9 protein-coding genes are annotated in these 14,321 nt (G+C 71.5%); 5 read left to right on the forward strand and 4 right to left on the reverse strand.

All coding sequences use genetic code 11. From position 1 onward, the window contains the following. The first annotated feature begins 19 nt into the window (after positions 1 to 19). The 4 genes from AB0P17_RS16815 (at position 20) to AB0P17_RS16830 (ending at position 9,947) form a co-directional block, all read left to right on the forward strand. Complete coding sequence (locus AB0P17_RS16815) at positions 20 to 2,152, forward strand: alpha-galactosidase (RefSeq protein WP_365811613.1); 2,133 nt, start codon at positions 20 to 22, stop codon at positions 2,150 to 2,152. 195 nt (positions 2,153 to 2,347) lie between these two features. Next, entirely contained in the window at positions 2,348 to 6,241 is a 3,894-nt protein-coding gene (locus AB0P17_RS16820; protein WP_365811615.1) for a glycoside hydrolase family 2 TIM barrel-domain containing protein, read from the forward strand. A 174-nt stretch (positions 6,242 to 6,415) separates the two neighbouring features. Then, a complete protein-coding gene (locus tag AB0P17_RS16825; protein WP_365811617.1) occupies positions 6,416 to 8,749 on the forward strand; it encodes a glycoside hydrolase family 95-like protein in 2,334 nt (777 codons plus the stop codon). Positions 8,750 to 8,816: 67 nt separating this feature from the next. Then, entirely contained in the window at positions 8,817 to 9,947 is a 1,131-nt protein-coding gene (locus tag AB0P17_RS16830; RefSeq protein WP_365811619.1) for an enolase C-terminal domain-like protein, read from the forward strand. 39 nt (positions 9,948 to 9,986) lie between these two features. On the opposite strand, the gene AB0P17_RS16835 is transcribed toward AB0P17_RS16830, so the two are convergent. Genes AB0P17_RS16835 through AB0P17_RS16845 form a run of 3 tightly spaced genes read right to left on the reverse strand, consistent with a single transcriptional unit; the run spans position 9,987 to position 12,160 of the window. Beyond that, on the reverse strand, positions 9,987 to 10,550 hold the full coding sequence (locus AB0P17_RS16835) for a TetR/AcrR family transcriptional regulator (protein WP_365811621.1): 564 nt from the start codon (positions 10,548 to 10,550) through the stop codon (positions 9,987 to 9,989). 28 nt (positions 10,551 to 10,578) lie between these two features. Then, entirely contained in the window at positions 10,579 to 11,964 is a 1,386-nt protein-coding gene (locus tag AB0P17_RS16840) for an amidase (protein ID WP_365811623.1), read from the reverse strand. Beyond that, a complete protein-coding gene (locus AB0P17_RS16845) occupies positions 11,951 to 12,160 on the reverse strand; it encodes a hypothetical protein (RefSeq protein WP_365811624.1) in 210 nt (69 codons plus the stop codon). Before AB0P17_RS16845 ends, AB0P17_RS16840 begins: the two co-directional genes overlap by 14 nt. A gap of 232 nt (positions 12,161 to 12,392) precedes the next feature. Here AB0P17_RS16845 and AB0P17_RS16850 point away from each other — a divergent pair, with 232 nt between their 5' ends. Further along, positions 12,393 to 13,319 (forward strand): MBL fold metallo-hydrolase, encoded by a 927-nt coding sequence (locus AB0P17_RS16850; RefSeq protein ID WP_365811626.1) that lies wholly within the window; start codon positions 12,393 to 12,395, stop codon positions 13,317 to 13,319. A 45-nt stretch (positions 13,320 to 13,364) separates the two neighbouring features. On the opposite strand, the gene AB0P17_RS16855 is transcribed toward AB0P17_RS16850, so the two are convergent. Then, positions 13,365 to 14,288, reverse strand: a complete 924-nt coding sequence (locus tag AB0P17_RS16855; RefSeq protein ID WP_365811628.1) for a helix-turn-helix transcriptional regulator — start codon at positions 14,286 to 14,288, stop codon at positions 13,365 to 13,367. Positions 14,289 to 14,321 lie beyond the last annotated feature (33 nt).

Consider the following 14,321-nt stretch of genomic DNA (forward strand, 5'->3'; position numbering starts at 1 on the left):
CCCGAACGTGAGGATCTCCATGCCCCACATCTCCTACGCCCCGGACGCCGGCCTGTGGTTGCTCACCACCCCGCACACCTCGTACGCGGTGCGGACCGACCGCAGCGGAGCACCCTGCCATGTGGCGTGGGGCGGCAGGCTGACCCTGGACGAGGCACGGGAGATCGCGGCCCGCCCGCACCCGGTGGACCGCGAGGCCAACAGCTTCGAGGGCCGGCCGCCGGTCGGCGAGGAACTGCCCGTCGACGGCGGCGCCCGCTACGGGGTGCCCTCCCTCCAGGTCCGCTTCGTCGACGGCACCCGCGCCCTCGAATGGGAGCCCGTCGGCCATGAAATCCGCGAAAGACCCGACGGGGCAGGCGAGTTGGACCTCGTCTTCCGCGATCGGCACTACCCGCTCTCCATCGTCCTGCACTACCGCGTCCACCACGACAGCGACGTGATCGAGCGCTGGACCTCCCTGCGCAACACCGGCGCCGACGACATCGTCCTGCTGCGCGCCGACGCGGCGGCCTGGACCCTGCCGCCGCGCGCCGACTACCGGCTCAGCCATGTCACCGGGGAGTGGGCCGCCGAGACCCAGCTCCGCCGCGAGACACTGCCGTTCGGTGAGACCGTGCTGACCAGCAGACGCGGGATCTCCAGCCACCACCTGAACCCGTGGGTCATGCTGGACGACGGCGGGGCGAGCGAGGACCACGGCCAGGTGTGGAGCGCCGCCCTCGCCTGGAGCGGCAGTTGGCGCGTCACCGTCCAGCGCACCTCCGACGGCCGGGCCGGCTTCACCGGCGGCGCGGGACACGACGCGGCGACGACCCTGCGCCTGGGGCCCGGGGAGACCCACACCACGCCGCGCTTCGCCGGACTCCACACCCGGGGCGGCTTCGGCGCGGCGAGCCGCGCCTGGCACGCGTACACCCGTGCCCACGTCCTGCCGCACCCCGACGAGATACGCCCCGTGCTCTACAACTCCTGGGAGGCCACCGGCTTCGACATCGACGAGAAGCGCCAGATGGACCTCGCGGCGCGCGCCGCCGAGCTGGGGGCCGAGCTGTACGTCATGGACGACGGCTGGTTCGGCGCCCGGCGCGGCGACCGGGCCGGACTCGGCGACTGGACACCGTCCCCCGACCGGTTCCCGCGGGGCCTCGCGCCGCTCGCCGACGAGGTGCACCGCCTCGGCATGCTCTTCGGCCTCTGGGTCGAACCGGAGATGGTCAACGCCGACAGCGACCTCTACCGCGCGCACCCCGACTGGGTCCTGCACTTCCCGCACCGTACGCGGACCGAGCTGCGCAACCAGCTCGTGCTGAACTTCGCCCGGGACGACGTCGCCGAGTGGGCGTACGCGTGGCTCACCGCACTGGTCGCGGACCATGGTGTCGATTTCCTCAAGTGGGACATGAACCGGCCGTTCAGCGAGGCGGGTCCGTCCGGGCCCGACGGTGACGACCGGCTCTGGAGCACCTATGTGCGCAACCTCTACCGCGTCATCGACCGGCTGCGCGCCGACCATCCCCGGCTGCGCGTCGAGGCGTGCAGTGGCGGCGGCGGACGCGTGGACCTCGGCATCCTGTCCCGTACGGACCAGGCGTGGCCGTCCGACAACACCGACGCGGCCGACCGCATCGCCATCCAGCACGGCTACAGTCAGCTCTACCCGGCGTCCACGATGGCCGCGTGGGTCACCGACGTACCCAATGAACTCACCTCGCGCTCCGTGCCGTTGGCCTTCCGCTTCCATGTGGCGACGGCCGGGGTGCTCGGCGTCGGCGGTGACCTCACCCGCTGGTCGGACGAGGAGATCGCCGAGGGCGCCGCGTTCGTCGACGCGTACAAGCGGGTCCGTCATCTGGTCCAGCACGGCGTGCAGTACCGGCTGCGGGCGCCGGTGGACGACGGGCCCAGCGTCGTGCAGTACGCCTCCGCCGACCGGGCGGAAACCCTGGTGCTCGCCTGGCGGCGGACGCCCCGCCGGGGGCGGCCGGAGCTGCCCGTCCACCTCGCCGGCCTCGACCCGGCGGCGGTCTACCGGGACATGACGACCGGGGTCGCGCACCACGCGAGGGTACTGATGGAGCACGGACTGCCACTGGAGCTGCCGGCGGGGGACTGGGCGAGCACGGCGGTCCATCTGAAGCGGGTGTCATGACACCCATCAGGAACGCACAGATTCCGACAGGATCATTGATTCGTTTGTGATCGAGTCCTAGGGTGAGGCTGACCCGGTGACCTCACCGTCATCTCCCGTGTCATCTGACGCAGCATCAAGTTCCTTACGCACACGCCGTATTCGAGCCTTGATCAGGAACGTGGTTTCCCGTTCGCTCCGAGGAAGGTCACGGACATGCCGCACCCGCACGTGTCTCCCACGGCCGTCAGCCGCCGTCGTCTCCTTGAGGGCGGAGCCGCCGTCCTCGGCGCGCTCGCCCTGTCCACGTCGCCCGTACCGTCCTACGCGGCCGGCCGGCGCGAGGCGGTCGCCGGGACCCCGGAGTGGAACGGCCGTATCAACGTCTTCCGGCTGGGAGCCGAGCCGGCGCACACCACCCTGATGCCGTACGCGACCCTCGGCCAGGCGCTGGCCGCCGACCGCACCCGGTCGCCGTACCGGCTCACGCTGGACGGCACGTGGAAGTTCGCCTACGCCGACCGCCCCGACGACCGGGACGCCGACTTCCACCGCACCGACCTCGACGACACCTCCTGGGACAGCGTCCCCGTCCCCTCCGTGTGGCAGCTGCACGGCTACGACTTCCCGATCTACGTCAACATCACATACCCGTGGTGGGGCGCCAACGGCCGGGGCGAGGAGGCACAGCCACCGGCCGCCCCCACCCGCTACAACCCCGTCGGCCAGTACCGCCGCACCTTCACGGTCCCGCGCGACTGGGCGGGACGGCGCACCTTCCTGCACTTCGAGGGAGTGAAGTCCGCCCACTACGTCTGGATCAACGGCGAGCTGGTCGGCTACCACGAGGACTCCTACGATCCCGCCGAGTACGACATCACCCGGCACCTCAAGCCGGGCACCAACCAGATCGCGGTCGAGGTCTACCGCTACTCCGACGGCGACTGGCTGGAGGACCAGGACATGATCAGGCTGAGCGGTATCTTCCGCTCGGTCTACCTGTACTCCACACCCGCCGTGCATCTGCGCGACTTCAAGCTCGACACCCCGCTGAGCGACGACTGCACGGCGGCCGAGCTGTCGGTCACCGCCAGCGTGCGCGACTACGGAGGCGAGGGCGCCGGCCGGTACGCGGTCGAGACCCAGCTGTACGACGCAGGCGGGCACCCGGTCTGGAGCCGGCCGCTCCAGCAGACCGTCACGCTCGACGCCGGCGAGGAGACGACCGTACAGGCCGCGAAGGCCGTGCCCACGCCGCGCCTCTGGTCGGCCGAGCATCCGCACCTCTACACCGCCGTGCTGCGCCTGCGGGATCCGGCGGGCAAGGTGGTCGAGACCCTCTCCCACCGGGTCGGCCTGCGCGAGTTCGCGCTCAGGGACGGGCTGATGCGCATCAACGGCAAGCCGGTCTCCTTCCGGGGCACCAACCGGCACGAGATGCACCCGACCCACGGCTCGGCGCTCACCCGCGCCGACATGGTCGAGGACATCGGCGTCATCAAGCGGCTGAACATCAACACCGTCCGTACCTCGCACTACCCCAACAACCCGCTGTGGCTGGAACTCGCCGACGAGTACGGCCTGTACCTCGTCGACGAGACCAACCTGGAGACCCACGGCATCCGCGGCGACTACCCCGGCAACCACGCCGAGTGGACCGAGGCGTGCGTGGCCCGCGCCCAGAACATGGTCCACCGCGACAAGAACCACGCGTCCGTGGTCATCTGGTCGCTCGGCAACGAGGCGGGCGGCGGCAGCACCTTCACCGCCATGTACGACTGGATCCGCTCCTACGACACCACCCGAGTCATCCAGTACGAGGGCGACGACCGCCCGGGCATCAGCGACATCCGCTCCGAGATGTACGACAGTCCCTCCCGCGTCGAGGCCCGGGCGAAGGACACGGGCGACACCCGGCCGTACGTCATGATCGAGTACTCCCACGCGATGGGGAACTCCAGCGGCAACTTCAAGAAGTACTGGGACCTCGTCCGCCGCTACGACGTGCTCCAGGGCGGCTGGATCTGGGACTTCGTCGACCAGGCCCTGAGCTGGCCCACCCCCACGCGCAAGCTGCTCACCGAGTCCGGGCCCGCCGCCCTGAACGGCGAGCTCGTCGCCCCCAGCGGCACCTTCGCCCGCGCCACGGGAGTCTCGGGCGGCACCGTCTTCGCCCGGGACGCGAGCCTCGACCTCACGGGCTCGCTCACGCTGGAGGCATGGGTCACCCCGGGCGTCACCGGCTATCACCAGCCGATCATCGCCAAGGGCGACACCCACTACGCCCTGAAGCAGTCCGGCCGGACCCTGGAGTTCTTCATCCACGACGGCGGCCAGTGGGTCACCGCGAGCTGGCCGCTGCCGGACGACTGGACCGGCCGCGAGCACCATGTGGCGGGCGTCTTCGACGCCGGGGCCGGCACCCTGAGCCTCCACGTCGACGGCGCGGTCCGGGCCACCCGGACCGCCCCCCGGGGCCCCGCCGTCAACACCGCGCCGCTGGTGCTGGCCACCGACGTCGACAACCCGACCCGCGAGTTCAGCGGCACCATCCGCCGGGCGCGTGTGTACGCGCGGGCGCTGAGCGCCACCGAACTGGCCTCGGGCAGCCGCGGCCCCCGAGACGAGGGCGTACGGTTCTGGTTCGACGCCGCCACCGTCGGCCTCACCGAGAAGCGGCCCCGCGACAGGACGTTCCTCGCCTACGGCGGCGACTGGGGCGACAACCCCAACGACGGGGCGTTCTCCGGGGACGGCATCGTCACCGCCGACCGTGGCAGCACCGGCAAGGCCGTCGAGGTCAAGCAGATCTACCAGGCGATCAACGCCGCGCCCGTCGGCGGGGACACCGTCACCTCCGGCCGGGTCACCCTCACCAACGAGCACCTCTTCACCAACCTCCGGGAGTTCGACGGCCGTTGGTCCTTGGTCGCCGACGGCAAGGTCGTCCAGCGCGGCAGGCTGAGCCGCGACCAGCTGGACGTCGCTCCGCTCACCAGCAAGGACATCACGGTCCCCGTCAAGGTCCCGGCGAGACCGGCGCCCGGCACGGAGTACTTCCTGCAGCTCTCCTTCACCACCAAGGAGCCGGCCAAGTGGGCCGAGGCCGGGTTCGAGACGGCCAAGCAGCAACTGCCCGTCGCCGCGAGCAGTCCGGCCGTGACACCGGTGGCGCTGGAGACCGTACCGGCTCTGCGCCACGAGGACGGCGAGAAGACCGTCACCGTCACGGGAAGAGGCTTCTCCGTCACCGTCGACAAGGGCACCGGCACCATCACCTCGTACGAGGCCCGAGGCCTCCGGCTGATCACCTCGGGCCCCGTGCCGAACTTCTGGCGGGCGCCCACCGACAACGACCGGGGCAACGGCCAGCACACCCGCAACCAGACCTGGCGCGACGCCGGCTCCCTGCGCGAGGTCACGGCCGTCGATGTCCGCGCACTGCGGGACAAGGCCGTCGAGATCAAGGTCAGCGGCACACTGCCGACGACCGTGGAGTCGACGTACACCACCACGTACACGGTCTTCGGCAACGGCGAGATCAAGGTCGACCACACCCTGCACCCGGGTGCGTCGAGCCTGCCCTACCTCCCCGAGGTCGGCACCCTGCTGTTCCTGCCGAAGCACCTGGACCGCCTGCACTACTACGGCCGCGGCCCCGAGGAGAACATGTGGGACCGCAACAACGGCACCGATGTGGGCCTGTACTCGGGCACCGTCGCCGGGCAGTGGACCTCCTACCTGCGCCCGCAGGAGAACGGCAACAAGACCGACGTCCGCTGGGCCGCGCTGACCGGACGTGACGGTGCCGGCCTGCTCGTCTCCGGCGAACCGCTCCTGGAGGTCAACGCCTCGCACTTCACCCCGGAGGACCTGTCGGGCGGAGTGCGCCACGACTACCAGCTCACCCCGCGCGACGCGGTCGTCCTGCGCCTGAACCATCGTCAGATGGGTGTGGGCGGCGACAACAGCTGGGGCGCCCACACCCACGACGAGTACAAGCTCCTCGCCGACCGCGACTACTCCTACACCTACCGGCTGCGCCCCCTCACCGACGTCGGAGAGGCGACGGCGGCGACGCGCCGGCCGACGGCGGGGGAGTTCGCGTAGAAGCCGGATACATCGGCCGACTGGCGGCCTTCTGAGTCGAGAGATAGAGAGAGATCCCGCTTCACCTGCGGATTTGCCGACGCCGGAATTCCGATACGTCGGAGGTCTTCCCCTGTCGCCGTAAGGAGCTGCACCATGCCAGGAGGTGCACCACCTGACATGGGAGGCGTATACGTGACCCCGACGACAGGGAACGGGATCTCTCGCAGAGGCGCGATCGGCACGGCGGCCGCCGTCGCGGCCGCCGGCTGGTCGGCCGGGTCCGGTGCCGTCCTGGCGGCGCCCCGGGACTCCGCCGGAGCGCGTAGTGTGCACGAACGGGTGGTCAGGGCCGCCGCCCCGCGATGGCGGCGGATGCCCGGCGACTGGAAGGACGGCCCCTTCCTCGGCAACGGCCTGCTCGGCGCCCAGGTCTACCGGGGCGCGACGCCCAACTCGGTGAAAGTCATGGTCAGTCACGGCCAGGTGCAGGACCAGCGGCCGCAGTGGCGCGCCCCCTACGGCTTCTCCCGCCTGCCCATCGGCCACTTCGACCTCACGCTCGCCGGCGAGGTGACCGGTGTCGACTGGACCCTGGACCTCTGGGACGCCGAACTGCGCGGCACCATCACCACGACCCGGGGCTGCGTCCGCTTCTCGATGCTGGTGCACAACACCCGTACCGCGCTGCTGATCTCCACCCGGCCCAGCGCCGGCGAGGAGGCCGCGGCCTGGTCGTTCACCTGGCTGCCCGCGACCTCGCCGCGCACCAAGGACAAACCCGCCGACTACACCGGCAACCCCGACCCCCGCACCGGCTCCGCGCGGGGGACCGGATACGTGGAACAGCCGCTGATCGTGGGCGGCGGCTGGACCACCGCCTGGCGTGAACGGCGCGCCGGCACCGCCAGGCTGCTCGCCGCGCACATCGTCTACCGCTTCCCCGACGACCTGTCGGGCACGACCGAGTCGGCCCTCTCCGAAGTGGCCCGCACCCTGGCCGTGGACCCGGACCGGCTGGTGCGCGAACACCGCGACTGGTGGCACCGCTTCTACCGGCGCAGCCTGCTGTCGTTACCCGACAAACGCATCCAGGACTTCTACTGGATCCAGCTCTACAAGGCCGCCTGTGCCACCCGGGCCGGCGGACCCTCGATGTCCGAGTGGGGGCCCTGGTACCCGGAGACCGGCGGCAGTTGGACCGCGGTCTGGTGGAACCTCAACGTGCAGATCGCCACCTGGCTGATCCAGGGCTCCAACCACCCCGAACTCGACTCCGTCACCTCCACGTTCAAGGACTTCGAGAAGCACCTGCCGGTCTCCGTCCCTCCGGAGTACCGGGACGGCCGCACCTACGCCCTGGCCCACCCCTCGGACTGGACGCTGCGGCCCGGCGCCAAGACCGTCGGCATCCCCGGCACCTCCACCAAGACCGACAACAACGGCAACCTCATCTGGGCCCTGCACAACATCTGGCTCAGCCACCGCCACACCATGGACATCAGGATCGTGCGCGACGTCCTCCACCCGATCCTCGTCAACGCGGTGAACTTCTACGACCACTTCCTGTACGAGGGCGGCGACGGACGCCTTCACCTGCCGCTCACCCGGTCACCCGAGTGGGCGGACGCCACCGACTGCACCTACGACCTCTCCCTGCTCCGCTGGGGCTGCGCCACCCTCCTCGACTGCCTGACCGTGCTCCGTACGGACCACCCGCGCGCCGGCCGCTGGCGCGAGATCCTCACACGGCTCGTCGACTACCCGCGTGACACGACGGGCATCATCATCGGCGCCGGAAAGCCGCTCACCGAATCCCACCGGCACTTCTCGCACATGCTGTGGCTGTACCCCCTGCACGAGCTGACCTGGGACCGGCCCGCCGACCGGGACATCATGCGGACCACGTTCGACCACTGGGTCAAGGACCGTGGCCTGTGGGCGGGTTACAGCTACGCCGTCGCCTCGGTCATGGCGTCCCTGATGGAACGGCCGGAAGAGGCCCTGGACTTCCTGACGTACTTCACCGACGGCAATGTCGTCCACCAGAACTGGGGCGCCCGGCTGACCCCGAACACCATGTACGTCGAGGACGGCAACCTCGGCACGGAAAGCCCGCTGGCGGCGGCCCAGTCGGTCCTGGAGATGGCCGTGCAGAGCCATGGCGGCGTCGTCCGGGTCTTCCCCTCGGTGTCGTCACGCTGGCCCGACCTCTCCTTCCAGTCCCTGCGCACGCAGGGCGCGTTCCTCGTCGACGCGGACCGGTCGGACGGCCGGACCCGATGGGTACGGGTCCACAGCGAGGCCGGCGCACCCCTCGTCCTCGACCACGGCATCGACGGCGCCGTCGACGTACGGGACGAGCGGGGCCGTCGGCTGCGCCACCGGGAGACGGCGCCCGGCCGGGTCGAGATCGCGCTCGGCCGGGCGGGGACCGCCGTGGTCAGCCCCCGCGGCACCCGCCCGGACCTGGGGCCACGTGACGTACCCGCCATCGGTGAGGCCAGGCCCTGGGGGCTGCCGGACTGAGTCCCGGCGCCCGCGACGGCTCGTACGGCCCCGGTACGGCCCCTCCGTCGAAAGGACTCCGCACCCCATGTCGCGCATCACCGCGGTCGACGTCTTCCCCGTGGCCGTACCCTTCGCCCGGCGGTTCGTGCTCGGCAGTGGCACCGTCGGCACCCCGGACCGGGCGGGTCCGGTGATTTTCGTCCGGCTGACCACCGAGGACGGGATCGTCGGCTGGGGCGAGCAGCGGGCCCTGCCGAGCTGGAGCTACGAGACCGCCGAGACGATCGCCGTGGTCATCAAGCGGCATCTCGCCCCCATTCTGCTCCAACTCAGCCCGTTCGACGTGGAGTTGTTCCACGCACGGGCGAACCGCCGACTCGGTCCCTCGGTCTCCGACGGCTTTCCGTTCGCTCGGGCGGCCGTCGACATCGCCCTGCACGACGCGGCGGGCAAACTGGCGGGGCTGCCCGTGCACGCCCTGTTGGGAGGCAAGTTGCGCGACACCGTGCCGCTCTGCTCGGCCATCGGGGTGGGGGAGCCGTCCGCGGTGCGCGAGCACGCGCGGGCCTCCGCCCACTACCCGGCGTTCAAGGTGAAGATCGGCGGCGACCCGGACGCCGACGCCGCGGCCGTCAGGGCCGTCGCCGATGTCGCCGGGGGCAAGCCCATCTGGCTGGACGCCAACCAGTCCTACCGGCCGAGCGCGCTCAGGCACCTGCTGCGCGCTCTGCACGGCATACCGGGGATCCACTGTGTGGAACAGCCCGTGCCGAGCACCGACCTCCTCGGCCTGCGGCGGCTGCGGAGCATGATCGACCTGCCGGTCGCCGTCGACGAGGGCAGCTTCACCGCCCGGGACCTGGCGCGCGTCATGCGCCTCGACGCCGCGGATCTCGTGGTCCTCAAGATCTGCAAGTCCGGCGGCATCCGCAACGCCCTGAAGACCGCCCAGGTCGCCCTGGCCGGCGGCCTGGAGGTGCTCGGCAGCGGCCTGACCGACTGCGGCATCGGCTTCGCGGCGGCGCTGCACCTGTTCAGCCAATTGGAACTGGCCCTGCCGGCCGAACTGAACGGACCCGAGCTGCTGTCCGGCCTCTACGTCGACAAGCTGGACATCGTCTCGGCCGTCGCGACCGTCCCCACCGCTCCAGGCCTCGGTGTCGAGGTCGACGAGGAACGCATCCGCGCCGAGTCGACGGACCTGGCCTTCGCCTGACCCCGTACCGCCCCGCGACCGGTGCGGGGCGGTACGGCCCTACGCCGGTGCTCCGAGGAACCCGGTCACCAGACGGCGGGCGTAGGCGGCGTCGAGCCGGTCGGGGCGGAAGAGGACGCGGTACATGACGGGGGCGACGACGCGGTCGAGTACCGTCCCGACGTCGGGTGTGTCCTCGCCGCGGCCGGCCGCGCGGGCGAGGATGATGTCGATCTGCTCGGCCGCGTAGGCCGAGCACTGACCGGCGTTGCCGCCGTCCGGGTCGCCGAGCAGGGCGTCACGGATGTAGGCGCGGCCCGAGGGGGAGGCCATCTCCTCCAGGAACTGCTCGGCCCAGGCCCCGAGATCGGAGCCCAGGTCCCCCGTGTCCTCGGGCGGCGTCTCGGGCCGCAGGCGTTCGACCGCGACGTCCGACAGCAACTCCTGCAGATCGCCCCAGCGGCGGTAGACCGTGGAGGGGGTGACACCGGCGCGGCCGGCGATCAGGGGCACCGTCAGCGCCTCCCGGCCCACCTCCGACTCCAGTTCCCGTACGGCGGCGTGCACCGACGCCTGCACCCGGGCGCTGCGCCCGCCGGGGCGCGCCATTGGTCTGGGACTCATACAGTCAGCTTAACGCAATTTCATTGCTTCAAGAGGCCGTCGCGCCGAGGCGTGCCTGCTCGTACGCGTGACCCGCCCGCAGCAGCGCGGCCTCACCGAGGGGCCGGCCGAGCAGTTGCATACCGATCGGCAGGCTCGCCGTGTCGTAGCCGACGGGCAGGGACAGCGCGGGCACGCCGGTGATGTTGGCGGGGGCCGAGAGGCGTACGTAGGCGTCGGAGACGCCCTCGGTGGTGCCGTCGGGCCAGGTGATGGCGGACTGGCCGGTCTCCACCGCGGTCGCCGGGACCGTGGGGGCGGCGATCATGTCGACCTCCTTCAGCAGCTCCGCCCAGGCCTGCCGCATGAGGGTGCGGGCGCGCTGGGCGCGCAGATAGTCCCCGGTGGGCAGGAGTTCGCCGGCTTCGAGGAGGACGCGTACGTCCGCCTGGTAGAGCTCGGGGACCGCGCGCAGGGTGCGCTCGTGGTAGGCGGTGGCCTCGGGGACCATCAGGCCCCAGTGGGTGGCCTGGAGGTAGCGCGTCATGGGGATCTCGACCTCGACGAGGCGTGCGCCGAGGCTCCGGAGCTGGTCGACGGCGCTCCGGACGGCGGCCTCGACCTCGGGGTCGATGTGGTCGAAGTAGAAGGTGCGCGGCACACCGATCCGCAGCCCGGTCAGGTCCGTCCCCGCGCCCGGCCGGTAGGCGGAGGTGTCGGGCGTGGCCAGGGAGGCGGGGTCGCGGGGGTCGTGGCCGGCCAGGGCGGCGAGGACCAGGGCCGCGTCCTCGACGGTGCGGGTGATCGGCCCGACGTGGTCCAGCGACCAGGACAGGGACGTGATGCCGTGGCGGGGGACGAGGCCGTAGGTCGGCTTGAGGCCGACGACGCCGTTGAGCGCGGCGGGCACCCGGATCGATCCGCCGGTGTCGGTGCCGAGGGCGAAGGTCGCGCCGCCCGCGGCGACGGCGACGGCGGACCCGCCGCTGGAGCCGCCGGCGATCCGGTTCCGGTCCCGGGCGTTGCTGGTCTGCGGGGTGATCAGACCGTAGGCGAACTCGTGTGTGTGGGTCTTGCCGACCAGGATCGCGCCGGCCGCGGACAGCCGGGCGGCGACCGTGCTGTCGGCCCGCGCGCGGTGCTCCGCGCGGACCCGGGAGCTGGCCGTGGTGGCCGTGCCGGCGACATCGATCAGGTCCTTCAGCCCCATGGGGATGCCGTGCAGCGGGCCACGCGCGCGGCCCGCCGCGATGTCGCGTTCGGCCGCGCGCGCGGCCGTACGGGCCTGCTCCGCGGTGACGGTGACATAGGCCCCCAGGAGTGGCTCCACCTCCTCGACCCGGTCGAGGACGGAGTCCACCAGCTCGACGGGGGAGAGCCTCCGCTCCCGGATCGCGTCGGCGGCCGCGGCGAGGGACAGTTCATACGGTTGCATCGGGCTTCTCCTCCTCCGCGCGGTAGGCGGCGGCCGGTGGTGTGTCGGCGAAGTCCAGTTCGCGCAGGACCGCGACGACGGAGTGGATGTGGTTGACGGTGGCGGCCACCGCGGCGTGGCGGTCGGCCGGCAGGGGGAGCCCGGCGCGGCCGGCCCAGCGGGCCGCTTCCGGTGGTGTGAGGTCTTCGGCGGACATGGGTGTCCTCTCCTGTATCTGCCGGGGGCGAAGGATTCCGCTGCAAAAGCTAACAGTTTGCGTTAATGCACTCTAGGTTCTACGGTGCCTTAACGCAAACAGGTTGCGTTTGGCGTAGAGGTCCCTGCCCGGCGTCACACCGGGCCGCCCCCGCACCACAGCCCGGCGCGCCCCTCACGCCGCCCATCGGCACGGCGTATTTCGTCCCACATTCCTCAGGAAACGAGCGACCATGAACCCCTCACCGGCCCACGGGGCCACCGCCCTCCCTTCCTGGACGGTGGGCGACGTCACCGTCCACCGCATCGACGAGGTCCTCCTGCCGCCCGCCGTCGGCCCCTGGCTGCTGCCCGACGCCACCAGGGAGGTCGTCGACTGGCACGATTGGCTGCGCCCCGACTTCGCCGACCGGGACGGCGCCCTGCGCATCGACAGCCACAGTTTCGCCTTCACCGTCGGCGGGCTGCGGGTGCTGGTCGACACCGGCATCGGCAACGGCAAGACACGGGCCAACCCCGCCTGGCACGACCTGCGAACCGACTACGTCGAGCGCCTCACGGCCGCCGGGTACGCCCCGGAGAGCGTCGACCTGGTGATCCTCACCCACCTGCACACCGACCACGTCGGCTGGAACACACGGTGGGTGGACGGCGCCTGGGTCCCCACCTTCCCCCACGCCCGCCACGTCACCTCCCGCGTCGAGCGGGAGTTCTGGGCCGGCCACGCCATGGACGAGCCGCGCCGGCAGATGTTCCGCGACTCCGTGCTCCCGGTCGAGGAGGCGGGACTGCTCGACCTCGTCGACGTACCCGCCGAGGGCGTCGAGACGGCCCCCGGGCTGCGCCTGATCAGCACCCCCGGACACACTCCCGGTCACATCTCCGTCAAGCTGATCAGCCAGGGGGAGACCCTGCTGGTCACCGGGGACTGCGTCCACCACCCGGTCCAGCTCGCCCACCCCTCCATCGGTGCGTGCGTCGACATCGATCCGGAGCGGTCCGAGGCCTCGCGCCGCGAGCTGCTCGGCTCGGTCGCCGACACCGACACCCTCGTGCTGGGCACCCACTTCCCGCCGCCCACCGCCGGCCGCGTGGTCACGTACGGGGACGCCTACCGGCTCGTGCCCGTTCCCCCGGCCCCGCGGGCGGTCACCCGCTGACCCCACCCGCACGGACGCGGACGACCCCGCTCACACCGCGGGGTCTCAGGGGTGCGGAGTCCGGCCGTCCGCGCCGACCGTGTCCGGGCCCCAGCTCGCCAGGAGGCGCAGCGCCTCCGCCGCCGCGGAGCCCGGCTCCGCGTGGTACACGCACAGGAACTGTTCGTGGTCGTCCGCGAGATGCATCGTCTCGTACGCGAGGGTGAGATCGCCGACCAGCGGATGCCGCATCCGCTTCACGCCGTGGCCCTTCTCCTTCACGTCGTGCGTGGCCCACAGCCGCCGGAACTCGTCGCTCTTGACGGAGAGTTCACCCACGAGTGCCGACAGGTCGGGGTCCTGCGGATGCTGGCCCGCGTACAGCCGCAGATAGCTGACGATGTCGGACGCCTTGGAGTCCCAGTCCAGGAACAGCTCACGGTAGTCGGGGGAGAGGAAGGTCAGCCGCGCCCAGTTGCGCTCCCCGGGCGGCAGCTTGCCCCAGTCGCCGAACAACGCCGCCGCGCTGCGGTTCCAGGCGAGGATGTCCGAGCGCGCCCCGCTGATGTACGCGGGCACACCCTCCAGCGACTCCAGCAGCTGCTGCAGCGCCACCCGCACCTGCTGCCGCCTGGCCACCCGGTACTTCCTGCGCTGCTGCTTCGGCTTGGCGAGGTGGGTGAGGTGTGCGTGCTCGGCGTCGGTCAGGCGCAGGGCGCGGGCGATGGCGTCGAGCACCTCCGCCGACACATTGCGCCCGTTGCCCTGCTCCAGGCGTGTGTAGTACGCCACCGAGACCCCGGCCAGCTGCGCCAGCTCCTCGCGCCGCAGCCCCGGTACCCGCCGGTGCCGCCCGTGCGAGGGGAGCCCCACGTCCTCCGGCTTGAGCCGGGCCCGCCGGGTGCGCAGGAACTCGCTGAGCCCGGCCCGGCCGTCGAGGCCGTCGGGGAGGGGCGCCTGTCCGTCGGCCGTGGCGGGGATGTTGTCCATGCCTTCCAGTATTCCCCTTCGTACGACCAGGTT

The organism is Streptomyces sp. NPDC088124 (assembly GCF_040685895.1).
In the GTDB taxonomy this organism is placed as follows: Bacteria; Actinomycetota; Actinomycetes; order Streptomycetales; family Streptomycetaceae; genus Streptomyces.